Source organism: Azospirillum formosense, assembly GCF_013340925.1.
Taxonomy (GTDB): Bacteria; Pseudomonadota; Alphaproteobacteria; order Azospirillales; family Azospirillaceae; genus Azospirillum; species Azospirillum formosense.
Genome location: NZ_WHOR01000004.1, coordinates 24,605 through 47,674 on the forward strand (window position 1 = coordinate 24,605; position 23,070 = coordinate 47,674).

General features: G+C 68.9%; 24 protein-coding genes. 6 read left to right on the forward strand and 18 right to left on the reverse strand.

The features are described 5' to 3' along the window. Positions 1-204: 204 nt before the first annotated feature. From GBZ26_RS01245 to GBZ26_RS01255, 3 genes are read left to right on the forward strand one after another with little or no spacing between them, the layout of a single operon-like run. A complete protein-coding gene (locus tag GBZ26_RS01245; RefSeq protein ID WP_174437238.1) occupies positions 205-846 on the forward strand; it encodes a chemotaxis protein CheC in 642 nt (213 codons plus the stop codon). After that, complete coding sequence (locus tag GBZ26_RS01250; RefSeq protein ID WP_246654065.1) at positions 791-2,680, forward strand: sensor histidine kinase; 1,890 nt, start codon at positions 791-793, stop codon at positions 2,678-2,680. The genes GBZ26_RS01245 and GBZ26_RS01250 overlap by 56 nt, the downstream gene beginning before the upstream one ends. Further along, positions 2,677-3,075: a response regulator gene (locus GBZ26_RS01255; RefSeq protein ID WP_174437239.1), complete on the forward strand. Its 399-nt coding sequence runs from the start codon at positions 2,677-2,679 to the stop codon at positions 3,073-3,075. The genes GBZ26_RS01250 and GBZ26_RS01255 overlap by 4 nt, the downstream gene beginning before the upstream one ends. 10 nt (positions 3,076-3,085) lie before the next feature. Here the strand turns inward: GBZ26_RS01255 and GBZ26_RS01260 are convergent, their stop codons facing one another. From GBZ26_RS01260 to GBZ26_RS01315, 12 genes are all read right to left on the reverse strand, one after another. Continuing rightward, complete coding sequence (locus GBZ26_RS01260; protein ID WP_174437240.1) at positions 3,086-3,529, reverse strand: RES family NAD+ phosphorylase; 444 nt, start codon at positions 3,527-3,529, stop codon at positions 3,086-3,088. Then, complete coding sequence (parS, locus tag GBZ26_RS01265) at positions 3,529-3,972, reverse strand: type II RES/Xre toxin-antitoxin system antitoxin (protein ID WP_174437241.1); 444 nt, start codon at positions 3,970-3,972, stop codon at positions 3,529-3,531. Before parS ends, GBZ26_RS01260 begins: the two co-directional genes overlap by 1 nt. A gap of 55 nt (positions 3,973-4,027) precedes the next feature. Next, the gene (locus tag GBZ26_RS01270; protein WP_174437242.1) at positions 4,028-4,276 is read right to left on the reverse strand and encodes a hypothetical protein; all 249 of its coding nucleotides are present in this window, start codon (positions 4,274-4,276) and stop codon (positions 4,028-4,030) included. Then, positions 4,276-6,471, reverse strand: coding sequence for a chemotaxis protein CheA (locus GBZ26_RS01275; RefSeq protein ID WP_174437243.1), 2,196 nt, complete (start codon positions 6,469-6,471; stop codon positions 4,276-4,278). Before GBZ26_RS01275 ends, GBZ26_RS01270 begins: the two co-directional genes overlap by 1 nt. Further along, positions 6,468-6,911, reverse strand: a complete 444-nt coding sequence (locus GBZ26_RS01280) for a response regulator (RefSeq protein ID WP_174437244.1) — start codon at positions 6,909-6,911, stop codon at positions 6,468-6,470. The genes GBZ26_RS01275 and GBZ26_RS01280 overlap by 4 nt, the downstream gene beginning before the upstream one ends. 12 nt (positions 6,912-6,923) lie before the next feature. Further along, a complete protein-coding gene (locus GBZ26_RS01285; RefSeq protein ID WP_174437245.1) occupies positions 6,924-7,784 on the reverse strand; it encodes a CheR family methyltransferase in 861 nt (286 codons plus the stop codon). Beyond that, positions 7,785-8,399, reverse strand: a complete 615-nt coding sequence (locus GBZ26_RS01290) for a HEAT repeat domain-containing protein (protein WP_174437246.1) — start codon at positions 8,397-8,399, stop codon at positions 7,785-7,787. 28 nt (positions 8,400-8,427) lie between these two features. Next, positions 8,428-9,513 (reverse strand): chemotaxis-specific protein-glutamate methyltransferase CheB, encoded by a 1,086-nt coding sequence (gene cheB, locus GBZ26_RS01295; protein ID WP_174437247.1) that lies wholly within the window; start codon positions 9,511-9,513, stop codon positions 8,428-8,430. Positions 9,514-9,531: 18 nt separating this feature from the next. Then, positions 9,532-11,076: a chemotaxis protein CheW gene (locus GBZ26_RS01300; RefSeq protein ID WP_174437248.1), complete on the reverse strand. Its 1,545-nt coding sequence runs from the start codon at positions 11,074-11,076 to the stop codon at positions 9,532-9,534. Between the two features lie 22 nt (positions 11,077-11,098). Then, a complete protein-coding gene (locus GBZ26_RS01305; protein WP_174437249.1) occupies positions 11,099-13,072 on the reverse strand; it encodes a methyl-accepting chemotaxis protein in 1,974 nt (657 codons plus the stop codon). A 75-nt stretch (positions 13,073-13,147) separates the two neighbouring features. After that, positions 13,148-13,771: a chemotaxis protein CheC gene (locus GBZ26_RS01310; protein WP_246654064.1), complete on the reverse strand. Its 624-nt coding sequence runs from the start codon at positions 13,769-13,771 to the stop codon at positions 13,148-13,150. Positions 13,772-13,813: 42 nt separating this feature from the next. Beyond that, positions 13,814-14,221 (reverse strand): response regulator transcription factor, encoded by a 408-nt coding sequence (locus GBZ26_RS01315; RefSeq protein ID WP_174437251.1) that lies wholly within the window; start codon positions 14,219-14,221, stop codon positions 13,814-13,816. A gap of 184 nt (positions 14,222-14,405) precedes the next feature. On the opposite strand from GBZ26_RS01315, the gene GBZ26_RS01320 reads away from it, so the two are divergent. Next, complete coding sequence (locus GBZ26_RS01320; protein ID WP_247889784.1) at positions 14,406-15,032, forward strand: MarC family protein; 627 nt, start codon at positions 14,406-14,408, stop codon at positions 15,030-15,032. 22 nt (positions 15,033-15,054) lie between these two features. Beyond that, positions 15,055-15,918 carry an aldose 1-epimerase family protein gene (locus tag GBZ26_RS01325; protein ID WP_174437253.1) on the forward strand — a complete coding sequence of 288 codons (864 nt, stop codon included), beginning with the start codon at positions 15,055-15,057 and terminating at the stop codon, positions 15,916-15,918. Positions 15,919-15,933: 15 nt separating this feature from the next. On the opposite strand, the gene gltA is transcribed toward GBZ26_RS01325, so the two are convergent. Both gltA and GBZ26_RS01335 read right to left on the reverse strand, forming a co-directional pair. Then, entirely contained in the window at positions 15,934-17,274 is a 1,341-nt protein-coding gene (gene gltA, locus GBZ26_RS01330) for a citrate synthase (RefSeq protein ID WP_174437254.1), read from the reverse strand. 123 nt (positions 17,275-17,397) lie between these two features. Continuing rightward, entirely contained in the window at positions 17,398-17,865 is a 468-nt protein-coding gene (locus GBZ26_RS01335) for a flavodoxin family protein (protein ID WP_174437255.1), read from the reverse strand. Between the two features lie 49 nt (positions 17,866-17,914). Here GBZ26_RS01335 and GBZ26_RS01340 point away from each other — a divergent pair, with 49 nt between their 5' ends. Then, the gene (locus GBZ26_RS01340; protein ID WP_174437256.1) at positions 17,915-18,496 is read left to right on the forward strand and encodes an AAA family ATPase; all 582 of its coding nucleotides are present in this window, start codon (positions 17,915-17,917) and stop codon (positions 18,494-18,496) included. On the opposite strand, the gene GBZ26_RS01345 is transcribed toward GBZ26_RS01340, so the two are convergent. The 4 genes from GBZ26_RS01345 to GBZ26_RS01360 form a co-directional block, all read right to left on the reverse strand. Continuing rightward, on the reverse strand, positions 18,486-19,259 hold the full coding sequence (locus tag GBZ26_RS01345) for an SDR family NAD(P)-dependent oxidoreductase (RefSeq protein WP_174437257.1): 774 nt from the start codon (positions 19,257-19,259) through the stop codon (positions 18,486-18,488). The two genes, GBZ26_RS01340 and GBZ26_RS01345, sit on opposite strands and share 11 nt — an antisense overlap. A 12-nt stretch (positions 19,260-19,271) precedes the next feature. Beyond that, positions 19,272-20,777, reverse strand: a complete 1,506-nt coding sequence (gene glpK, locus GBZ26_RS01350) for a glycerol kinase GlpK (RefSeq protein ID WP_174437258.1) — start codon at positions 20,775-20,777, stop codon at positions 19,272-19,274. Between the two features lie 179 nt (positions 20,778-20,956). After that, the gene (locus GBZ26_RS01355) at positions 20,957-22,711 is read right to left on the reverse strand and encodes an ABC transporter substrate-binding protein (RefSeq protein WP_174437259.1); all 1,755 of its coding nucleotides are present in this window, start codon (positions 22,709-22,711) and stop codon (positions 20,957-20,959) included. Between the two features lie 57 nt (positions 22,712-22,768). Continuing rightward, a complete protein-coding gene (locus GBZ26_RS01360) occupies positions 22,769-23,062 on the reverse strand; it encodes a DUF2160 domain-containing protein (protein WP_035680779.1) in 294 nt (97 codons plus the stop codon). Positions 23,063-23,070: the final 8 nt, after the last annotated feature.

Below are 23,070 nucleotides of genomic sequence, written 5' to 3' on the forward strand. Positions count from 1 at the left end.
CAGTACAGGCCGCCCAATTCTTTGAAGTGCGATCAATGGAAGAGACCAATTGTTGGATTGACGGCACCTTGTTGCTGAATTGCCTCGGCCACTCCCAATTTCGGCCTATGCCGTTGACGGAGGAGACTTTGATGGCGTTCCTGTCGCACTGTGCCCTGGGGCGCCGATGCCACGGCGCTTCCATGGAAACGGGAGCGCCGGTGCATGGTTGATCTGAGCGACCTTGAGCGCGACGCACTGACCGAACTGGTGAACATGGGCGTGGGCCGTGCCGCGACCCACCTCAGCCGTATGGTCGCCGATCAGGTCCTGCTGTCGGTTCCCTCCATCGAGATCGTCAGCCGCCACGATGCCGCCAGCCTCCTGGCCGCGCGCGAGAAAATGAGCCTCGTCGCGGTGGAGCAGCGTTTCGATGGGTCCTTTTCCGGTCGCGCCCTGTTGATCTTTCCCGAGACCAACAGCCTGGAACTGGCCCGCGCCGTCCTCGGCAGCGACCTGAGCCTGGAGGAGATCGTCGATCTGGAGCAGGACGCGCTCGCGGAGATCGGCAACATCATCCTCAACGGTTGCCTGGTCGTGATGGCCAACACGCTGAAGGACAATCTAGACATCTCGCTGCCCAGCGTGCTGCGCGGCGACAGCGACCGCATTTTCCAAAGCAACGGGCCCAACCCCGACGAGCTGGTGATGTTCCTCTACATCGACTTCCTGATCCGCAGCCGGAGCATTCGCGGCTACATCGCGTTGCTCATGGGTCTGTCGTCTCTGGAGTCGCTGAAGGAACTGATCCATGGATTCATCGACCGCATCGCCTCCGGAACGCCCGATGGAACCGACCGAGTTTAAACGCATGCCCTGGCTGGACGGCCTTCTCGACGCGATGGACGCCGGCGTCGTCGTGCTGGACCGCCACGGGCGCGTCCAGTTCTGGAACCGGTGGATGGAAAGGGCGTCGGGCACCTCCGAACCCGACGTCCATGGGCGCGAGCTGGTGGAAGCCTTGCCATCCCTGCGCGACACGCGGCTGCACAACGCGGTGCGCGATGTGCTGGAAACCGGGGCTCCGAGCGTTCTCTCGCACACGCTGAACCCGGTGCTGTTTCCGCTGCGCTGCGCCGACGGGCGGCGGATGGTCCACAACGTGCTCATCCGGCCCTTCGTCGTCAGCAACGCGTCCTATTGCCTGATCCAGGTGACCGACGTCACCGCGGTGGTCAACCGGGAACGGGTGCTGCGCGAACAGCGCGACGCGCGATACCGCGCCATCGTGGACACCGCCCCCGACGCCATTGTCACCACCGACACGCGCGGCGTCGTGCAGTGGGCCAACGGGGCGGCCGCCCGGCAGTTCGGCTTTCCGCCCAACGAGCTGATCGGCCAGCATGTCAGCCTCTTCCTCGCCGAAGGCTCCCCCGACTGGTCCGGCCTGCTGGAGCGCGACCCGGCCGGGCGCCCCGCCCCGGTGGAACTGATCGGGCGCAAACGCGACGGCACCCGCATCGATCTGGAGGTCTCGCTGGCCCGCTGGGAGTCGGAGGGGCGGAGCTTCATCACCGGCGTCCTGCGTGACATCACCGAACGCCGCCGCACCCGCGAGGAGTTGAAGGCCAACGCGCTCGCCATGCGGCAGCTGGCCGAGCAGACCAAGGCCACTCTGGACGCGCTGCCTGCGCACATCGCCGTGCTCGACCATGGCGGACACATCATTTTCGTCAACAAGGCCTGGGTGGAAAGCGGGGCGCAGGCCGGTTTCCTCGGCGACGGATCGGCCATCGGCGACGACTATCTGGAAGCCTGCGCCGCCACCCGCGGCGGGGCGGAACATGCCGACGCGCTGATCGAAGGGTTGCGCGGCCTGCTGCGCGGCGGGTCGCCCGTGTCCATCGAATATCCGGGCCTGTCCCACACCGGCTCGCGCTGGTACCGATGTCTTGCGGCACCGATGGCCGCCGGTCCCTTCGGCGGAGCGGTCCTGATGCACATCGACGTGACCGAGATCAAGTCGATGGAAGCGACGCTGCGCAAGCTGGTCGGGCAGAAGTCCACGCTGCTGCGCGAAGTGAACCACAGGGTGAAGAACAGCCTTCAACTCGTGTCCAGCCTGCTGACGCTCCAGACGATGAGCCTGCCGGGCGCCGCCGAGCGGGTTCATTTCCAGGACGCCCGCAGCCGCATCGACGCCATCGCGCGGGTGCACAGCCGGCTCTACCAGACCGAGCAATTCCAGACCATCGAGTTCGGCAGCTATCTGAACGAGCTGTGCACCGACCTGTCCCGCGCGTCGGGCGGCGACACGCTGGGCTCCATCGAGGTGCGGGCCGAGCGCGTCGACCTGCCCATCGATCAGGCGGCACCGCTGGGGCTGATCGCCAACGAACTTATCACCAACGCCATCAAGCATCGCGGTCCCTCGCCCGCCAACGTCCTGGTGTCTCTGGACCGGGCCGGCGACCTGCTGGCGCTGACGGTGACCGACCAGGGGCCCGGCCTTCCCACCGGGTTCGACATGCGCCGGTCACGCAGCCTCGGCATGCGCTTGATCACCAGCCTGACCGGTCAGGTCGGGGCGACGGTCACCCTGATGCCGGTGGAACAGGGCACCTCCTTCCGCATCGCGCTGACCATGCCGGAAACGCGCGGACCCATCCTGGAAAACAGCGCGGCGGAGTGGAACGGATGAAGATCCTTCTCGTCGAGGACGAGGTCCTCATCGCCATGGAGCAGAGCTTCTACCTGGAAACCGCCGGGCACGAGGTGCATGGGCCGGCTTCCACCAGTGAAAAGGCGCTGGTCCTGGCGCAGGAGGTCAAACCGGATCTGGCCCTTGTGGACATCCACCTGGCGCAGGGTTCCAGCGGCATCGACGCGGCCCGCCGGATGACCGCGATGGGCATCCCCTGCCTGTTCGTCACCTCCTACCGCGAGGAGGTGGAGCCGACGCGCGAGTATGGGGTGGGCTGTCTGCCCAAACCCTTCTCGCAGACCTCGCTGGTTTCCGCCGTCGAGGCGGTCAGCGCCATCCTGGACGGGCGGACTCCCACCAAGGTTCCCGACACGATGGAGCTGTTTTCCTGAATTTCGGCGGCTAGCGGAACAGGCGCGGGTCGAACGGGACGTCCAGCACCTCGATGATCCGGAGCCGCGCGCTGTCTGGGTGCAAGGGGTTGAGCAGCACGTTGTGGACATTCGGCATGATGGCGCTCGGCACCCGCATCAAGGCCGAAGCCCGGTCCGCCAGCCACGCGTCGCCGATGGCCCGCGTGACCTCATTGCGGGTGGTCCAGTCGGACGGCAGCGGCGGACAGGGCTGCGCGGCCACGCCATCCTCTACGGCAATGCCCAGCAGCCGGTAACGGTCCGGCAGAAGGGCCGGGGACGAAACTTCGAGATGGACGAGGATTTCGATCAACGCGCCCGGCGGGGATTCGGCCAGATAGACCACCGGGCGGCCCCGGTTGTGCCATCGGGCCGGTGCGCGCAGCCCGCCGATGCCCTGAAGGTCGGCGTGGTTGCTGATGCGCCAGAGCATCACGCGAAATAACCCTCGTCGATCTGGATCAGCGCATCCTCGACCAACCGTGCGCCGACATCGGTATCGATCAGATCCACCGCAGCCTCTCCGCCGAACCGCTCCTTGGGCGTGTTCAGCCAGGACAGCGCCTTGTCGCGGTTGCCGAACACCGCCTCGGCCAGCGCCAGAATGCTTGCGGTCCGGTAGGCGCGCTCGCTTTCCTCCAGCGACAGCGCCTCACCTTTCTGTCGGCGGTGCTCCAGCGTGCGGCGGGGAATGATCCGGCTCAACGCCCTGGCATCCAGCCCCGCCGCCTGCAACGCACCGATGGCTTGGGTGCGCAGGCGGTTGCGCACGACCCGCACCACCGCCAGATCGTCGGCTGGCGGCTGATCAAGCCCCAGGAGCACGGCGGTCAAGGATCGCTGGCGATCCGCCAAAGCCACGTCATAACCGGGCATCGAAGCCTCCTTGCGCAAAACGCCAGAAAAAATGTGGCACCTTGCGCGAGAGGCGTCAAGCTGTGCGCGCCCCCCTCAGCACCGGCGTCACCCAGCCTTTCAGGAAGGCGTCTTCCGGTGGCACCGCAATCGGCCGACCCGCCGCCAGCAGCACCTGCAACAAAGCGGTGTGCAAGACGGTGCAGCCGCCGAGGTCCAGCCGGGGCTCCTCCACGGCGCACAGCCATTCGGCCAGCGGGATCGCCTCCTCCACGGTGCAGGCGCCTTCGAAACGGGCGGTGCGGTCCTCGAAACGGATGGGCATCACACCAGCTCCCGCAGGTTGAGGGCGAGCAGAAGGCGCCCGTCGCCGAGCACCGCCGTGCCGGCGTAGCCGCGCAGCCGGGCGAGCAGCCCGGTCATCGGCTTCAGAACCACATCGGCGCGCTCCAGAAACGCGTCCACCACCAACGCCATCGGTTGCCCGCCGAAATCCATCAGCAGCACCGCCTCCCCGCTCCGCTCCCGCTCGTCCTCAGGCAGGTTGAGCAGGCGGCGCAGCCGCAGCAGCGGCACCACAGCGTCCTGAACGACGACGCTCTCCGCGTGCTTCATCCGGCGGATCGCGCCATGGGGAACGCGCTGCATGCCGGTGACCAGCGTGACCGGAAAGCCGTAAAGCGCCCCCGCCGTCTCCACCGTCACCAGCCGCGTGACCATCATGGTCAGCGGCAGGACGAGGCGGAAGCGCGTCCCGGCACCGGGGGTCGAGGCGACCTCGACCCGTCCGCCCGCCTGTTCCACCGCACCGCGCACGGCATCCATTCCCACCCCGCGGCCCGACAGGTCCGATACGGTTTCCGACGTGCTGACTCCCGGCAGGAAGATCAGACGCAACGCCTCCGTGTCGGACAAGGCCGTCGCCTGCTCCGCAGTCATGGCGCCCTGGACCACCGCCTTGCGGCGCACGGCTTCCGCGTCGATGCCCGCCCCGTCGTCGGAAACCTCCACCACCACGCCGCCACTGTCCTGAAAGGCCCGCACGCGGAGCGCCGCCACCTCCGGCTTTCCGGCGGCGCGGCGGCGCTCCGGCGTCTCGACGCCATGGTCCAGGGCGTTGCGGACGAGGTGGAGCAGCGGTTCGCCCAGAATGTCGAGAATGTCCTTGTCGGCCTCTGTCTCGCCGCCGGAGAGGTGCAGTTCGACCGACTTGCCGAGCCGCCGCGCGGTGTCGCGGACCAGTCGGGGCAGCGGGTCGAAGACGCGCGACAGGGGCAGCAGCCGCAACCGCAGCACCGCGTCCTGCAGGTCGCCCACGATGGAATCGATGCGGCCGTGGGCTTCCTTGATGCCATGGACCAGCGCGTCGGCGCTCCGCCCTTCCTGCGCTTCACGAACGAGGTAGGGCAGGCTTCCCTTGGCAACGACCAACTCGCTGACCAGCGCCATCAGCCGGTCCATGCGTTCCGCGTCCACCCGCAGCGTCCGCCGCGCCGGAGGTCCCGCTGTGGCGGATGTCGCCGGCGACGTCACGGCCGGGCCGTCGGCCAGGGACGCGATGCAACGCATAAGCGTGTCCGCCGGACCTTCGGCGGCCCGCTCCAGCGTCAGCCCCTCCACGTCCCGCCCCTCGGCGATGAGGATGTTGCGCGCCGCCCGCAGCACCGCGGCCCGGCGGGCCGCCGTTTCCTCGTCGCTGCCGGGCAGGCCGAGGATGCGCACCTGTTCCCGCAACAGGGCTGTGGCAAGGCTGGGCGGCGCGGCAAGGGGCGCCGGTTCGGCCAGGGCGGGAATCGTGACCGTGGCGAGCGACACCTGATCGGGAACGCCGCGGAACAGGTGGGTCAAACGGTCCTTCGGCGCACCGCTCAAAGCGCGGAAGCGCAGGGCGCAGCGGTAGGGGTCGAGCTCCGTCAGCGGCGGCCACGCCACGGCGGACTCGATGCGCAGCAACAGGAGATCCGGGATGCGGCGGCACAGGTCCAACGGATCGTCGCCAGCGAAGAAGCATTCCTCCGCGGGATCATAGGTGATGGCGGTGACCGCGCGCCCCGCGGCCTTCGCCCGGTCGGTTTCCGGCAGGTCGTTCACCCAGGCGAAGCCGGCGGGGATGCTGGTGTCGGCGGCCTCCGCCGGTCCGCCGAGAGCGGCGCGCAGCGCCACCTCCAGCGCCTGCGCGCGGGCGTCGGCGTGGTCGGGCAGGGAGTGGCCGTGCTCCAGCTCATCGACCCAGGCCGCACCGGTGTCCAGCAACTCCAGCAGCCGGTCGGCCAGATCGCCGCTCATGGTGGCGCGTCCGTCGCGCATCGCCATCAGGGCGTCCTCTCCGGCATGGACCATGCGGGTGAAGGGTGCCATGTCGAACAGGGCGGTGGCGCCCTTCAGCGTGTGCAATGCGCGGAACAGGTCGTTGACCGCGGCCTTGTCGGCCGGATCGCGCTCCAGCCGCAGCAGCGCGGCGCCCGCCGCTTCCAGCAAGTCCCGCGATTCCAGAACGAACTGCTCGAACAGAGCGCTCATGACCGTCCCTCGCCCCCCTCTTGGCGCTCACCGGCTTGGCGCCCACCGTCCTGACGCCGGCCGGTCAGCAGGCGGGCGGCGGCGGTGAGGTCGGCGGGGCGCACCGGCTTGACGAAATACCAGTTGGCCCCCGCGAGCAGCGCTTTCTCGCGATCGCTGTCCTTGGCTTCGGTGCTGATCATGATGGCCGGCACGTCCCGCAGGGCCGGGTCCTGCCGGAGGCGGCGCAGCATGGTGTAGCCGTCCATCTTCTGCATGTTGATGTCGACGATCAGCAGGTCCGGCGTGGATGCCAGCGCATGCTCCAGACCGTCGATCCCGTTCACCGCCTCGTCGACCAGAAAGCCATCGGCCTCCAGGACCTGCCGGGTGTAGGCCCGGACGGTCACGGCGTCGTCCACCACGAGGACGCGGGGTTGCGGGTTTGGTCGGTCGGTCACCGGGCGTCCTCCCTAACTCTGGGGCTTCTGATAAAGGATGGCGTCGGGGAACCGGCGCGGCACGAAGAGGGAGGACATCCGGCTCATGCTCTCCGAATGGCCGAGGCAGATGAACCCGCAGGGCGACAGCGCATCGTAGAACATCGACGCCGCCTCGCGCCGCCCCAGATCGTCGAAATAGATCAGCAGATTTCGGCAGAAGATGACATCCATGCCACGGAAGTTCGCCATCTGTTGGGGATCGGCGATGTTCACCAGCGAGAAATCGATGGAGTCACGCAACTCCTCCATGATCTGCCAGCGTTTGTCGTCCAGCCGGGTGAAGTATTTGGCGACGAGATTCCGCGGCAGCGTCTGAAGCGACCGCTCCTCGTAAATGCCTTCCCTCGCACGGGCCAGCACCTGGCTGTCGATGTCGGAAGCGTAGAGTTCGATCTCGAAATCGTCCACCCGGCCCCACCGCTCCAGCAGCGTGATGGCGATGGAATAGGGCTCCTCTCCGGTGGCGCAACCGGCGGACCAGATGCGCACACGGCTGCCCGGCGCGCGCCCACGCACCACCTCGTCCAGCGCGGCGTTCACCAGACAGTCGAGCTGGTACATCTCGCGGAAGAAATAGGTCTCGTTCACCGTCATGCGGTTGACGAGAAGCTGCAACTCCTCCCCCGACGCCTGGAAGCGCAGCAGGTTCAGATACTGGCGGACATGCTCCACGCCGACCGCCGCCATCCGCTCCGACACGCGGCGGTCGACGAAGTAGCGCTTGGCTTCGGTGAAGGACAGGCCGGTTCGTTCCCGCAGAAACTGGCAGAAGGCGTCGTAATCCGCAGCGCTCAGGCCGGCGGCGCCCTCCTTGTCCGAAGACTGGCTCATTCAGGCTCCGGAAAACAGGCGGCGCGCCGCATCGACGGAAAAGGCGACGAAAGGATCGTCCGGGAAACGCGCGCCAAGCCGCTCCACGACCGGCAGGGCGGCGGGATCGCCGCACTCCATCAGCGCCTCCACCGCGGAGAGGCAGACATTCACATGCGGGTCGCGGTCGATCACCCCGGCCAACAGGCCCAGACGGTCCGGATGGGGAAGCTTCCCGACGAGTTGGACCGCGAAGATGCGCAAATCCGAATCCGTGACCGTCAGCAGCGGAGCGACCTCCGGCAGCGCCACGGCGGCGGGCATCTGCTGCAGGCTTTCGATCACTCCGTTGCGCAGCCCCACGTCCTCGCTCGCGAGCAGGGGCACCAGCGCCTCCGCCGCGGCGGTCGTGCCGATACGGACCAGAGCGGTGAGGAGGGTTTCACGAACGCTCGGATCGTCCTCGCGCGTCAGCCTTGCGGACAGGGCGGGAACGGCGTCGGGACGCTCGCCGAGCGCGTGGGCGGCCCGGCGGCGCCGCGCCGGGTCGGCGTCCTCCAACCAAGCCGGCGCATCGTCGCCTTCCGCCGCCACGGGTTTCGCTCCGTCGATCTTCCGGGCCTTTACCAGGGCCATGCCATCGCCTCCATCGCGCCCGTCACGTTCATTCCATCACCCACCGGGTCACCTGTTGGGCCACCCGGTCGGACGGCAGCACCATCGTGGCACCGCCGCGGCGGATCAGTTCCTGCGGCATGCCGAACACGACGGCGCTGGTCTCCGACTCCGCAATGGTCCGCCCACCTTGGCCGCGCAGTTCCGTCATCGAGATCGCGCCGTCCGATCCCATCCCCGTCAGGAGAACGCCGATCAGCCGCGACGGTGCCACGGCGCGCAGAGCGCTCTCGACCAGCCGGTCCACGTTGGGATGCCAGCTTCGCCGCTCATCCATCGGAACAGGCTGGACGGTGAGCCGTCCACCGCGGCGGACGATCTGAAGATCGGCGCCGCCACGCGCGATGCAAACCAGCCCCGGCTGGAGCGCGGTGGCGGTCGCGGCCTCCACCACCGTCACCGCGGAAATGGTGTCGAGGCGGCGGGCCAGCGGTCCGGTGAAGCTGGCGGGCATGTGCTGGACCACCACCACCGGCCAGGGGAAATCCCCCGGCAGAAGCGGCAGGATGTCCTCCAGCGTGCGCGGCCCGCCGGTGGAAACGCCGATCAGCACCAGCCCTTCGCCCGGATCGCCGTCGCTGTCGGCCACCGTCTGCGGTTCGGCAAGCGGAGCATCGGCCAGGAAATCCGCCCCGGCGATGCGCTCGCGCGCCCGGCGCAGCCGTTCGCGCAGCCCCAGCACCCGCCGCGGGCGGGACCCGGCCGCGGCGCGCACGGTGTCGACCAACTCTTCGGCGATGCCGGCAATGGCGCCGACTCCCATCGGCTTGCGCACCGCCTCCACCGCCCCCAACCGCAGAGCCTCCAGCGTCACCTCGGCCCCCTCGGCGGTCAGGGCGGACACCATCACCACCGGCTTCGGATGCTCGACCATGATGCGCTTCAGGCAGGCGAGGCCATCCATGCCGGGCATCGTGACGTCCAGCGTCACCACATCCGGATCGAATCCGGGCAGCCGTTTCAACGCCTCCGCACCGTCGGCGGCGGTCTCCACCTCGAAACCGGCGGACGAGAGGATGTCGCCGATGCGCCGCCGCATCAGCGCCGAATCGTCGACGACCAGGACCTTCACCATGACGGGGCCGCCTTCCGATCAGACGGTGGCCAGCAGATCGGCGAGCTGGTCCATATCCAGCAATTCCGCCGGGTCCATCAGCAGGATCATCCGCCGCTCCCCCGCACTCTCCAGCGCGCCGATGCGGCGGATCAGCCGATGCTGGGCCTGCGACACGACGGGGGCCGGCGCGATGGCGTCGCCCGGAATGCGGACGATCCCGGCCATGGCGTCGACCAGCAGACCGGCGCGCGCCGTCCCCGCGGCGATCACCACCACGCGGCCCCGTTCAGCGGCACTTCCGCGCCCCTCCGGCAGACGCAGCAGACGGCGCAGCGCGACCAGCGGCAGGACGGCGCCGCGCAGGGTCGTCACGCCACTGACGAATTCCGGCGCGTTGGGCAACGGGGTCACGGCGTCGGGACGGCGCAGCACCTCCTGCACCGCCGCGACCGGCAGGCCGTATTCCGCCCCGGCCAGCCGGAACACCACGAAGGCCTCCGCCCGCTCCGCCTCCGTCACCACAGCCGCCTCTCCTTCACGCATACGGGCGTCGCCGCCCATCCCGGCGCCATCTCCCACGCCATGACGGAACAGCCGTTCCGCCGACAGGACCGGGATCAGCCGCGCACCGCCGTCCAGCCGCGCGATGCCGTCCATGTCCTCGAACTCGGCCTCCCGCGCCATCAGCGGCGGCACCGCATCGATGCGCTCGCGGGGAACGCGCAGGATCTCACGCACATCCTCCACCACCACGCCGACCAGCCCCTCCGCCGTGCGCAGGACCGCCACCTTTCCACGCCCCCGATCCGCCGTGGAATCGACCTCGGCGTCGAGCCCGAAAAGCTCCCGCAGCCCGATCAGGGGAAGCAGCGCGTCGCGCAGCGTCATCATGCCCAAGAGATGGGCGCGGGCGCGGGGAACGCGGGTCACCGTCTCCGGGACCGGAACCACTTCCCGCACCGCCGCCACCGGCAACGAAAAGTCCTGCTCCGCAACGGTGAGGACGACGAGTTGTTCCTCATCGAGACGCGGTTCTGCGGCGGTTTTCGGCTGAGGGGAAGCGCCGAAATCCGCGATCCCCGCCGGACTCCGCCCAAAGTCGCTGAACTGGCGTTCGATCAACGGGGCGGGGTCGAGAATCAAGGCACCGTCCCGCCCGTCCCTGGCCAGGATCGCGCCGGCCAGAAGATCCGCGTCTATGGAAGGATCGGGCACGGCTCCAGCGTCGGCGATGCGGTCCTCGTCCACAGCGGACAGGCCTGACACGCGATCCACCAGCAGACCGACCGGCTGGCCGTTGTGGCGGACGATCAGCAGCCGCGCGGCCGTCGTCTCCCCGTCATCCGCTTCACCTTCCTCGGCCCCGGCAAGTTCCAGGACGCGGCGCAGCCCGATGACCGGCAGCACGGCGCCGTGCCGCCGGGCCAGCCCTTCCAGGCTGGGCGGCCCCAGCGGGATGGGCACCAGCACCGGCGGGCGCAGGATCTCCAGAACACCGTCCAGCGGCAGGGCCAACCCCATGCCACCGACGGTGAAAAGAACGAAGGAACGCACGCCGTCGCGTCGGATGATCGCGGCCATGGGTCGTCTCCCCGCCGGCCGGTCAGCCGGCCCCTTGCAGTTCGTCGGCCATGGCGGCGATCTCCTCGATGGCGGCGGCCAGTTCCTCGGCGCCCTTGGCCTGCTCCCGCGCGGCCTTGGCCGCTTCGTTGGCGGAGCGGTTGGCCTGGTTGGCCGCGGTGGCGACCTGCTCGACGCCCTTCTGCGCCTCCGCCACGGCGCGCTGCACCTCACCGGCGTTCTCGACGATCTCGCGGCTGCCGGAGGTCACGGTGCGCAGGTCGGCGATGGCGGCGGCAAGGCTGCCGGCGAACTCCTGATGGCGCAGGGACTGGCGCGCCGTCTCGCTCCCGATGTCCTCGATGTCGCGGCGGACGCGCCCGATCTGGTCCTGGATGGCGTGGACGATGTCCTTCACCCGCTCGACATTCTCCGAGCTGTCGCGGGCGAGGTTGCGGATGTCGTTGCTGACGACGGTGAAGCCCCGCCCGAACTCCCCGGCCCGCGCCGCCTCGATGGAGCCGCTGACCGCCAGCATGCCGGTTTGGATGGCGATGATGGAGATGGCGTCGACCACCTTGTCGATGCGCCGCCCGATCTGCTCCATGGCGCCGATGCGCTCCACGGTACGGCGGCTGGCGGCCACGGCCTCGCCCACCCCGGCGGTCAGGGCGCCCACCATGTCCTGCGTCTCGGACAGCAACGCCTCCAGCCCGACGCAACGCTGAAGCGCCTCCTCGGCGCGGCTGTGGCCGAGCTTGGCGCTGGCCTCGATCTCGGCGATGGCGCTGCTGGACTGGTGGGTCGCCGCCCCCTGGGCTTGGGCGCCACGGGAAATCTGGGTGATCGCCGCCATGATCTGGGCGGCGGCGCGGTTGATCTCCTCGATGGCGGCGGAGAGCTGTTCGGCGGCCGACGCCAGATCGGCGGCGGCGCGGTGGACGTCGGTGGTGCCGGTCAACTCGTCGGCCAGATCGGACAGCTGGCCGGCGGCCTGTTCGCTCTGGGCCAGCGCCTTGGCCTGCTCCCCGACGGTCTTCAACGCCTCCTCGCTGGCCGCCGCCTGCTCCTCCGCGGCGGAGGCGACGCTTTCGGCGCCGCGCTGCGCCTCCCGTCCGGCGGAATCGGCTTCCAGCGCGGCCTTGATGGTCTCCTGCGCACCGCGGGCGATGTCGCCCATGCCGTCGCGCACCCGGTCGAGCTGGCTGGCGATCTGGCGGCCCCGCTCCACCTCGGCCGTGGAGGCGTCGGCGCCGGCCACGATGCTTTCCGCGATGGCGCTGACCGCCTCCTGGATTTGGGCGACCATGCGGTTGATCTCGTTGGCGGAGCGTTCGGAACGTTCGGCCAGTGCCTGCACCTCGTCGGCCACCACGGCGAAGCCACGCCCGGCGTCGCCGGCACGGGCGGCCTCGATGGCGGCGTTCAGGGCCAGGAGGTTGGTCTGGTCGGCCATGACCGCCACCCCCGCGACGATGGTGCCGATCTCCGCCGCCTGCCGCTCCAGGTCGCGGACCAGCCCAACCGCGGCCTCCTGCCGCGTGGCGGCGCGGACCAGCCCATCGACGGAGCTGAGAATCTGGCCGCTGACGTCCTTCATCAGCGCCTGCAGCGCCTCGATCCGCGACAGCGAGGATTCGGCGTTGCTGCGCGCCCGCCCGATCAGGCTGGCGCTGCGGTCGATCATCCGTTGCGACTGCTGGGTGGCGCTGGCCGCCTCCTCCGCGCCGGCGGCCACCTGCTCCATCGCCTTGCGCAATTCCTCCGCGGCGGCGGCGGCCTGGGTCACGCCGCTGGCAAGCTCGTTCGACGCGGCGGCGATGCCCTCCGCCGCCTTGCGCCGCCGGTTCCCGGCGCGGGCGCGCCGCCGCACCTCCGCCGCGCGGCGGGTCGACAGGGCGTTGTCGGGCTGGCTGGACAGCGCGGCCTCATCGGCAAGTGGAATCGCGTCCTCGCCGAGGTCCGCACCGCGGGAGGCGCTTGCCGTGTCGATCCGCTTCTTCTTGACCAATGCCATGATCCAAACCCCTTGCCCCTTTGAGACCGTGCTTCTCTGTCGGTGGCTCTTGTTGATTGCGTGCGGCGCCCGCCCTCAGGCCAGCACCCGGCCGATGTAGCGCCCGATGGCTGCCTTCAGCTCCGCCGCGGACCCGGCGTCGAGCGCCAGAACGACGGTGCCCTCGACATCATGAGGCGGCGTCCGGAAGGTGACGTGGAACAGGATCGCCTGCGCCTCCGCCGTCAGGCCGACGCCGCAGCGTTCCAGAAGGTCGTCCCCCTCGCCGCGCAAGACCTGCGGCAGGGTGGTCCCGATCGCGACGCCCAGCAGATTCCCCATGGAGGACAGGCAGCTGTTCAGCACGATGTTGCCGACCTCGGCCAGCGCCTCCTCCTCCAGTTCCGCCGCGTCCTCCTTGGGCACGCCGGGCGGCAGGGCGGCGGTGGCCAGCGGGAGGCCGCTCCGCTCCGGCAACAGCAGGATGGCCGAACCGAGAAAGGTGCCGGACAGGCACTCCGTCACCGCGATCAGCGCGCCCGGCATCGCCGACCGAAGCAGGCCGGACACCCGGTCGCCGGGGACGAGGCTGACCATCGGCACGGAGAGCTCCACCGGCCCGCCGATCATCCGGCTGAGCGCCGTGGACGCCCGGCCGACGCCGATGTTTCCCAGCTCCGTCAGCGCGTCGCGTTCCAGATCGTCCAGCTCAAGCCTCATGGGGATCGGGTCCATCGGCGCGCACCGGCCGGACCGTTCCGGTCAACCGGCGCCTCCACCGGCGCCATCGGCGGGTGACGGACGGCGCGGCAGGCTGGCGGCAGCCAGGAAGCGGGCCATCTGCTCCTCCTCCAGCGGCTTGGGCATGAAGGCGGCGCCCAGCGCGCGGATGCCGGACACCACCGAATCCTGGGCGTTGGCCGTGATGATGGCGACGCGGATGTCCGGCTTCGCCTGCAGCAGGCGGGCGGCGGCCTCCAGGCCGTTGTCTCCCGGCATGTTGAAGTCGATTATGGCGATATGGATATCACTTTCGTCGAGCTTTCCATAAAGCTCAGCGCTGTTCGCCGCCTCGATGACCGTCCAATCCGGCTTGTTCCGAAGTATTATGCCGCGGACATGCATGCGGGACAGCTTGCTGTCATCCACGACGATTACGGTCTTGCTCAACGCCTGCGCTCCAGGAGGAGGGAAAATTTGAATTGTGAAACGATTATAACCGCCGCCACGCCGCGCGCCAGCATGGATTGCACCCCGCAATCACCGTTTTGCGACGCGGCTCCCCTTGGCCGCCCGCGGTGGCTTTGGTAACAGAACATCCGCCAACAGGGTCATGCACTCCGGGGTTCCGTCCGTGGAAGATTTCATCAGCGCGCTCGTGGTGTTTCTCGTCGTGGTCGATCCGATCGGGCTGGTTCCGATCTATCTCGGCCTGACCCGTGGCTTCGACAGCCGGCGCAAGCGCACCATCGCCCTGCGCGGCCCGCTGATCAGCTTCGCCATCATCGTCTTCTTCGCCTATCTGGGCGAGCTGGTGCTGAACGCCCTGTCGATCGGCATGCCGGCCTTCCGCATCGCCGGCGGCGCACTGCTGTTCTGGATCGCCTTCGAGATGCTGTTCCAGCGCCGGGCCGAGCGCAAGGAGCGCACCGCCGACGACGCCCGGACGGAGGAGGAGGCCCACGACCTCGCCGTCTTCCCGCTGGCGATCCCGCTGATCGCCGGGCCGGGCGCCATCACCTCGACGCTGCTGCTGATGGACCGCTACGGCGCGACGCTGGGCGGCCAGGGCATGGTGCTGGGCGCCGCCGCGGTCGCCGTGGGCAGCGTCATGGCGCTGCTGGTCGTCGCCGACCTGGTGAACAAGCTGCTCGGCCGCACGGTGATCCACACGGTCAGCCGCGTGCTGGGCATCGTCCTGGCGGCGCTGGCCGCCCAGACGATCATCGAAGGCATCACCGCCGTCTATCCGCCCCACTGAACGCCACAAAGGACATCGTCTCATGGACCGGCACACGCTCAGCAACGGACGCCTCGGCGCCGCGATCAAGGCCGACGGGGCGGAGTTGTGCTCCCTGACCCTCGACGGGCGGGAACTGCTCTGGCAGGCCGGTCCGGAGTGGCCGCGCCACGCACCCGTGCTGTTCCCCATCGTCGGACGGCTGAAGGACGATACGCTGCGCCACCGGGGACAGACCTACCGCATGACGCAGCACGGCTTCGCCCGTGACCGCCGCTTCGCCTGGGAGGAGCGCACCGCCACCCTCTGCCGCCTGTCGCTGTCCGACGACGCGCAGACCCGCGCGCTGTATCCCTTCGCCTTCCGTTTGGAGCTGATCTTCGAGCTGGACGCGGAAGGGCTGACCATCCGGCACCGCATCACCAACCCGGGCGCGGAGGCACTGCCCGCCTCGCTCGGGGTGCACCCGGCCTTTCTCTGGCCGTTGCAGGAGGGCATTCCGAAGGAAGCGCACGAACTGCTGTTCGAAACCGACGAACCCGCGCCGATCCGCCGCGTCGATGGCGGCCTGCTGGCGCCGCAGCCGGAGCCGACCCCCGTCGAGGGCCGCCGCCTGCCGCTGAACGAGCGGCTGTTCACGCGGGACGCGGTGATCCTCGACCGGCCAGCCAGCCACGCCGTCCGCTACGGCGCCCCCGGCACCCCGGCCATCACCGTCTCATGGGAAGGCTTTCGCGAGTTGGGCATCTGGTCGAAGCCGACCGGAGCGCCCTTCCTGTGCATCGAGCCCTGGCACGGCCACGCCTCCCCGGCGGACTTCGACGGGGAGTTCGCGGACAAGCCGGGGCTGCTGCATCTCGAACCCGGAGCGATGCGGGAGCTGAGCTACCGCATCGCCGTGGCGTAAAGGGCTGGCGTTCCGTCAGCCGCGCTTGTTCAGCGGAACGAAGGCGCGGCCCGGATTGCCGGTGTAGAGCTGACGGGGGCGTCCGATCTTCTGCTGCGGATCCTCGATCATCTCCTGCCACTGGGAAATCCAGCCGACGGTGCGGGCCAGCGCGAACAGCACGGTGAACATGCTGGTCGGGAAGCCCATCGCCTTGAGAATGATGCCGGAGTAGAAGTCGACGTTCGGATACAGCTTCTTCTCGACGAAGTAGGGATCCTCCAGCGCGATCTTCTCCAGTTCCATGGCGATGGCGAGGTGCGGCTCGTTCTTGATGCCCATCACGTCCAGGACCTCGTAACAGGTCTGGCGCATGATCTTGGCGCGCGGGTCGTAGTTCTTGTAGACCCGATGACCGAAGCCCATCAGGCGGAAGGGATCGTTCTTGTCCTTGGCGCGCTTGATGAATTCGGGGATTCGCTCGACCGAGCCGATCTCCTCAAGCATCAGCAGCACGGCCTCGTTGGCGCCGCCGTGGGCCGGACCCCACAGCGCCGCGATGCCCGAGGCGATGCAGGCGAAGGGGTTGGCGTGCGACGAGCCGGCCAGCCGCACCGTGGAGGTCGAGGCGTTCTGCTCGTGGTCGGCGTGCAGGATGAAGATCTTGTCCATGGCGCGGGCCAGGACCGGATCGACCTTCCAGGTCTCGCAGGGCGTCCCGAAGGTCATGTAGAGGAAGTTCTCCGCGTAGCTGAGGTCGTTGCGCGGATACATGAAGGGCTGGCCGACCGAGTATTTGTAAGCCATGGCGGCCATGGTCGGCATCTTGGCGATCAGCCGGTGCGCGGCGATCATCCGCTGGCGCGGGTCCAGGATGTCGGTCGAGTCGTGGTAGAAGGCCGACAGCGCGCCGGTCACGCCGCACATCACCGCCATTGGATGGGCGTCGCGGCGGAAGCCGCTGTAGAAGCGGCTCAACTGCTCGTGCACCATGGTGTGGTAGGTGATGGTGCGCTCGAAATCCTCCTTCTGCTGCGGATTCGGCAACTCGCCGCGCAGCAGCAGGTGGCAGACCTCCAGATAGTCGCAATTCTCCGCCAGATCCTGGATGGCGTAGCCGCGGTGCAGGAGGACGCCTTCGTCACCGTCGATGAAGGTGATCGCCGACTCGCAGCTCGCCGTGGAGGTGAAGCCGGGGTCGAACGTGAAGTAGCCGGTTTCGGCATAGAGCTTGCGCACGTCGATGGCGCGCGGGCCGGTTTCGCCTTCCAGCAGCGGCAGCTTGACGGTATTCCCGGTCGTGTCGTCGGTGACCGTGATGGTCCCGACCTGTTTGACCTCGCCGCGCCAGACCGGCCGGCCCTTGCTGCTCTCCATCGGCCCCTCCTTATGCACGCGTCATCGGGCGTGACGCTGTTTCGTTGCACGTAGGAGACTGTATAAATGGGGGGTGTCGTCAATAGCACTCCCGATAGATGCCACTCCGCCGGGCATAGGCCATCAGAAAATCCCCGCCTCAAGACCGGCGGCCATCAGCAGCCCCAACTCCTCGCAGGAGGCGGCGAAATCGTCGCGGTAGGGGCCGCGACAGACCAGCGGTTCCTGAACCGGACGCCAGCGCAGCCCCGTCGCGATGGAGGCGATGGCGCGGCAGGTCCCCGTCCCGTCATGGCCCGCCCGGACGAACAGCGCGTAGGGCATCCCCTGCGTGCGCTCCAGGCAGGGATAGTAGCTGCGGTCGAAGAAATCCTTGAGCGCCCCGCTCATATAGCCCAGATTCTCGGTCGTCCCGAGGATCACGCCCTGCGACTCCAGCACATCCTCCGGCCCGGCCTCCAGCGGCGGTTTCGCCACCACCTCCACCCCCTGCACCTCCGGCGACCGCGCTCCGCGCAGCACGGCGTCCAGCAACGCCCGCGTGTTGGGCGACGGGCAGTGGGCGACGACGAGGAGGCGTTTGGGCGGCATGATTCGTCCTTTCCACGGCGACTGTACCAACAACACAGGATGACGTCCCATGAACGAAGACGCGCACCGCTTCGTCGTCGTCACGGGTGGCCCCGGCTCCGGGAAAAGCACCCTGATCGACGCGCTGGCCCGCGAAGGTTATGCCCACAGCGTGGAAGCGGGCCGCGCGATCATCCAGGACCAGCGGCCCACCGGCGGGCCGGCGCTGCCCTGGATCGACCCGCCGGCCTTCGCGGAGCTGATGCTGTGTTGGGAACTGCGCTCCCTCCGCCTCGCGCGGCAGGAGGCGGGGACGGTCTTCTTCGACCGCGGCATTCCGGACGTCATCGGCTATCTGCGCCTGATGAAGCGCCCAGTGCCGACCCATCTGGAGCGGGCCGCCCGCCGCTTCCGCTATCACCGGACCGTCTTCATAGCGCCGCCCTGGCCGGAGATTTTCGCACCGGACGCCGAGCGGCGGCAGACCCTGGCCGAAGCCGCGGCGACTCACGACGCCATGGTCGCGACCTACGGCGGGCAGGGTTACGAACTGGTCGAACTGCCGAAGGCGCCGGTGGCGGAGCGGCTGCGTTTCGTCCTGGACCGGCTTGCCGAGCCGGGGCCGCCCACGCCCGCCCCGCTCACGCCATGAGCTGGCCGCCGTTCACCTCGATCACCTGCCCGGTGATGTAGCCGCTGAGCGCCTCGGACGCCAGGAACAGATAGGCGCCGACGCAGTCCTCCGCCGTGCCCAGCCGGCCCAGCGGGATGCGCGCCGCCGTCGCCGCCAGCTTCTCCGGCGAGGAGTAGCGCTGGTGGAAGTCGGTGTCGATGGTGCCGGGCGAGACGGCGTTGACGCGGATGCGGTCCGGCGCCAGCTCCGCCGCCAGGGAGCGGGTGAAGGTCGAGACGAAGGCCTTAGACGCGCTGTAGATCGAGGAACCGGGACTGCCGCCGGTGCGGGCGGAGATGGAGACGGTGTTGACGATGGCCCCGCCCCCGGAGGCGCGCAGGGCCGGCAGGGCGCGCCGGCAGGCCACGACGACGGAGCGCAGGTTGAGGTCGATCACCTCGTCCAGGAACTCGTCACCGATCCGCTCCAGCGGCACCCGCCCGACCATGGTGCCGGCGTTGTTGACGAGGATGTCCAGCCCGCCCAGCGCCTGCACCGCCGCGTCCACCGCCGACTCAACGGCGCGCGGGTCGCGGAAGTCCCCGGTGACGGCGTAGACCTCCGTCCCCCCCGCGGTGAGGGCGAGCGCCAGCCGGGCCGCGGCATCGTTGCCACCAGAACCGTGGAGCGCCACCCGCGCGCCCAGGCTGGCGAAGGCGGTGCCCACCGCCGCCCCGATGCCCCGGCTGCTGCCGGTCACCAGCACGCGCTTGCCGCGCAGGTCCTCGCCCAACAGAGTCATGGTTCCCGTCCCTCAGCGTTCGCGGCGCACGCGGCGCACGGCGTCCAGCCAGCCGTCGTACAGGCGGACGCGCTTGGCCGCGTCCATCCGCGGCTCGAACCGGCGGTCGCAGCGCCAGGCGCCGGCCAGCGCCGCCTGATCACGGTAGACCCCCGCCTTCAGCCCGGCCAGCCCAGCGGCGCCCAGCGCGGTCGTCTCGATCACCGCCGGACGTTCCACCGGCAGGTCCAGCACGTCGGCCAGGAACTGGCACAGCCAGTCGTTCGCCGCCATGCCGCCGTCCACCCGCAGCGCATCGGAGGTCGCCATGTGCGAGGCTGACCAGTCGGAGACCATGGCGTCGCGCAGGTCGCGCGTCTGGAAGGCCACCGCCTCCAGCGCGGCGCGGGCGATGTGGGCCGGGCCGGCGTCCAGCGTCAGGCCGAAGATGGCGGCGCGGGCCTCGGGGTCCCAATGGGGAGCGCCCAGGCCCACGAAGGCCGGCACCAGATAGACGCCGTGGCTGTCCGGAACGCGGGTCGCCATGTCGTCGGTCTGGGAGGCGTGGGTGATGATCCCCAGCCCGTCGCGCAGCCACTTGATCGCCGCCCCGGCGATGAAGATGGAGCCCTCCAGCGCGTAGGTCGTCCGCCCGTCCAGCCGGTAGGCCACCGTGGTCAGCATGTTGGAGCGCGACTCCACCGGCGCGTCCCCGGTGTTCAGCAGCGCAAAGCAGCCGGTGCCGTAGGTGGACTTCACCATGCCCGGCTCGAAGCAGGCCTGCCCGAAGGTCGCCGCCTGCTGGTCGCCGGCGATGCCGGTGATCGGGATGGCGCGGCCCAGCAGGTCCGGCTCCGTCGCGCCGAACTCGGCGCTGCTGTCCAGCACCTCCGGCATCATGGCGCGGGGAATGCGGAACAGGGCGAGAAGCTCGTCGTCCCACTCCTGGCGGTGGATGTCGAAGACCATGCTGCGCGAGGCGTTGGTCGCGTCGGTGGCGTGCACGCGTCCGCCGGTCAGCCGGTGCAGCAGGAAGCTGTCGATGGTGCCGAAGCACAGCTCGCCCCGCTCCGCCCGCTCCCGCGCGCCGGGGACATGATCGAGAATCCAGGCGATCTTGGTGGCGGAAAAGTAGGAATCGATCAGCAGGCCGGTCTTGCGCCGCACCAGCGGCCCGCAGCCCTCCTCCACCAGCTTGCGGCAGAGGTCGGACGTGCGGCGGTCCTGCCAGACGATGGCGCGGTGCACCGGCTCACCCGTGCGGCGGTCCCAGACAACGGTGGTTTCGCGCTGGTTGGTGATGCCGATGGCGGCGATGTCCGACGCCGTCAGCCCGGCCTCGTCCACGGCGCCCCGCATCACCGCCACGGTGTCGCGCCAGATGTCCTCCGGATCGTGCTCCACCCATCCGTCGGCCGGATAATGCTGCGCGAATTCGCGCCGGGCCACCCCGGCGGGAACGCCCCGCCGGTCGAAGACGATGGCGCGGGTGGAGGTGGTGCCCTGATCGATGGCGAGGACGTGGCCGGCTTCAGACATGATCTTTCCTATGGTCTTTCTTCTTTCCCCTCTCCCGTCCCGGGAGAGGGAGGGACCCACGCGTCAGCGTGGGAGGGTGAGGGTACTGGCAAGGATCAGCACCTTGATCCTCGAACGACCCTCACCCGGCCCTTCGGGCCACCCTCTCCCGGGACGGGAGAGGGATTCAAGTCATCGCATCACTGCGCCATCGCGGCCTTCTTCGGCGGCGAGGCCGGCCAGGACTTGATGAGCTGGTCGTAGTCCACCGTCTCGCCCTTGGGCTTCTCGTTGGACAGCTTGCGCTGCGGCGCGGTGGTGCCGTCCTTCTCGGCCTTGGCGAACCAGAACTCCGCCGACTCCTTCTTGTTCAGCTTCGGCCCGCATTCGCCCTGCACGCCCGACCGCTCCAGACGCTCCATCACCGAGTCCTGGGCCGCGGCCAGCGCGTCCATGGCCGCCTGCGGCGTCTTGGCGCCGGAAGAGGCGTCGCCGATGTTCTGCCACCAGAGCTGCGCCAGCTTCGGGTAATCCGGCACGTTCACGCCGGTCGGCGTCCACTGCACGCGCGCCGGGGAGCGGTAGAACTCGACCAGCCCGCCCAGCTTCGGCGCGCGCTCGGTGAAGCTCTTGTCCCAGATGTCGCTTTCCCGGATGAAGGTCAGGCCGACATGGCTCTTCTTCAGGCTGACCGACTTCGCCATGGTGAACTGGGCGTAGAGCCACGCCGCCTTGCGACGGTCCACCGGGGTGGATTTCAGCAGAGTCCAGGACCCGGCGTCCTGATAGCCCAGCTTCATGCCGTCCTTCCAGTAGGCGCCCTTTGGCGACGGGGCCATGCGCCATTTCGGCGTGCCGTCGGCGTTCACCACCGGCAAACCGTCCTTCACCATGTCGGCGGTGAAGGCGGTGTACCAGAACATCTGCTGCGCGACGTTGCCCTGGGCCGGCACCGGGCCGGATTCGGAGAAGGTCATGCCGGCGGCCTGCGGCGGCGCGTATTTCTTCAGCCACTCCACGTACTTGGTGACCGAGTAGACCGCGGCCGGGCCGTTGGTGTCGCCGCCCCGCTCGATGGAGGAGCCGACCGGGCTGCAGCCCTCCATGCGGATGCCCCACTCGTCGACCGGCTTGCCGTTGGGCAGGCCCTTGTCGCCGTTGCCGGCCATCGACAGCCACGCGTCGGTGAAGCGCCAGCCCAGCGACGGGTCCTTTTTGCCGTAGTCCATGTGGCCGTAGACCTTGACGCCGTCAATCTCCTTCACGTCGTTGGTGAAGAACTCGGCGATGTCCTCATAGGCCGACCAGTTGACCGGGACGCCCAGATCATAGCCGTACTTGGCCTTGAACTTCGCCTTGATGTCCGGGTTGGTGAACCAGTCGTAACGGAACCAGTAAAGGTTGGCGAACTGCTGGTCGGGAAGCTGGTAGAGCTTGCCGTCCGGCGCCGTGGTGAAGGACTTGCCGATGAAGTCGTTCACGTCCAGCGTCGGCAGGGTGACGTCCTTGCCCTCCCCCTCCATCCAGTCGGTGAGGGGAACCACCTGCTTGTAGCGGAAATGGGTGCCGATCAGGTCGCTGTCGTTGATCCAGGCGTCGTAGATGTTCTTGCCGGACTGCATCTGCGTCTGGATTTTTTCCACCACGTCGCCTTCCTGGATCAGGTCGTGGCGCAGCTTGATGCCGGTGATCTCGCTGAAGGCCTTGGCGAGCGTCCGGGCCTCGTACTCATGGGTGGTGATGGTCTCGGAGACGACGTTGATCTCCATGCCGGCGAAGGGCTTGGCGGCGTCGATGAACCACTGCATTTCCTTCAGCTGCTCCTCCTTCGACAGGGTCGAAGGCTGGAACTCGCTGTCGATCCAGCGCTTGGCCGCCTCGATGTCGGCGAAGGCCGGGGCCGATGACAGAAGAAGCGCCGCCGCGGATGCGGAGGCGAGATACAGGGCACGCATCGTTTATTCCTCCCGTTTCCTTGTTGTAGGCCCGTTCCGGCCGGCACAGGCCGGCCGTCACACCCAGCGGAAGACCGCCGCGGCGTAGAGAAGCGAAAGTGCTGTCGCGTAGTGCACCTCCCCGCCCACCAGCCCCAGCCAGGCGAGGTGGATGAAGGCGCTGCCGAGCAGCGTGATGAACAGCCGGTCGCCGCGCGTGGTGGTGATGCCAAGCACGCCGGGGCGCGCCACCTCCGGCCGGTTGAGCGCCAGGACGGTCAGCAGGGTCAGCAGCCCGGCGATGACGGCGAAGAAGGCGCCGGTCTGCCAGGTCCAGGCCATCCAGGCGAGATGTTCGGTGATGGTGTCCATGGCGGCGT

Bases quoted from the DNA above. Each gene is read 5' to 3' on its own strand.
- GBZ26_RS01245 (WP_174437238.1), top strand. From the start codon at position 205: ATGGTTGATCTGAGCGACCTTGAGCGCGACGCACTGACCGAACTGGTG.
- GBZ26_RS01250 (WP_246654065.1), top strand. From the start codon at position 791: ATGGATTCATCGACCGCATCGCCTCCGGAACGCCCGATGGAACCGACC.
- GBZ26_RS01255 (WP_174437239.1), top strand. From the start codon at position 2,677: ATGAAGATCCTTCTCGTCGAGGACGAGGTCCTCATCGCCATGGAGCAG.
- GBZ26_RS01260 (WP_174437240.1), bottom strand. From the start codon at position 3,529: ATGCTCTGGCGCATCAGCAACCACGCCGACCTTCAGGGCATCGGCGGG.
- parS (WP_174437241.1), bottom strand. From the start codon at position 3,972: ATGCCCGGTTATGACGTGGCTTTGGCGGATCGCCAGCGATCCTTGACC.
- GBZ26_RS01270 (WP_174437242.1), bottom strand. From the start codon at position 4,276: ATGCCCATCCGTTTCGAGGACCGCACCGCCCGTTTCGAAGGCGCCTGC.
- GBZ26_RS01275 (WP_174437243.1), bottom strand. From the start codon at position 6,471: ATGAGCGCTCTGTTCGAGCAGTTCGTTCTGGAATCGCGGGACTTGCTG.
- GBZ26_RS01285 (WP_174437245.1), bottom strand. From the start codon at position 7,784: ATGAGCCAGTCTTCGGACAAGGAGGGCGCCGCCGGCCTGAGCGCTGCG.
- GBZ26_RS01290 (WP_174437246.1), bottom strand. From the start codon at position 8,399: ATGGCCCTGGTAAAGGCCCGGAAGATCGACGGAGCGAAACCCGTGGCG.
- cheB (WP_174437247.1), bottom strand. From the start codon at position 9,513: ATGGTGAAGGTCCTGGTCGTCGACGATTCGGCGCTGATGCGGCGGCGC.
- GBZ26_RS01300 (WP_174437248.1), bottom strand. From the start codon at position 11,076: ATGGCCGCGATCATCCGACGCGACGGCGTGCGTTCCTTCGTTCTTTTC.
- GBZ26_RS01305 (WP_174437249.1), bottom strand. From the start codon at position 13,072: ATGGCATTGGTCAAGAAGAAGCGGATCGACACGGCAAGCGCCTCCCGC.
- GBZ26_RS01310 (WP_246654064.1), bottom strand. From the start codon at position 13,771: ATGAGGCTTGAGCTGGACGATCTGGAACGCGACGCGCTGACGGAGCTG.
- GBZ26_RS01325 (WP_174437253.1), top strand. From the start codon at position 15,055: ATGGACCGGCACACGCTCAGCAACGGACGCCTCGGCGCCGCGATCAAG.
- gltA (WP_174437254.1), bottom strand. From the start codon at position 17,274: ATGGAGAGCAGCAAGGGCCGGCCGGTCTGGCGCGGCGAGGTCAAACAG.
- GBZ26_RS01335 (WP_174437255.1), bottom strand. From the start codon at position 17,865: ATGCCGCCCAAACGCCTCCTCGTCGTCGCCCACTGCCCGTCGCCCAAC.
- GBZ26_RS01340 (WP_174437256.1), top strand. From the start codon at position 17,915: ATGAACGAAGACGCGCACCGCTTCGTCGTCGTCACGGGTGGCCCCGGC.
- GBZ26_RS01345 (WP_174437257.1), bottom strand. From the start codon at position 19,259: ATGACTCTGTTGGGCGAGGACCTGCGCGGCAAGCGCGTGCTGGTGACC.
- glpK (WP_174437258.1), bottom strand. From the start codon at position 20,777: ATGTCTGAAGCCGGCCACGTCCTCGCCATCGATCAGGGCACCACCTCC.
- GBZ26_RS01355 (WP_174437259.1), bottom strand. From the start codon at position 22,711: ATGCGTGCCCTGTATCTCGCCTCCGCATCCGCGGCGGCGCTTCTTCTG.
- GBZ26_RS01360 (WP_035680779.1), bottom strand. From the start codon at position 23,062: ATGGACACCATCACCGAACATCTCGCCTGGATGGCCTGGACCTGGCAG.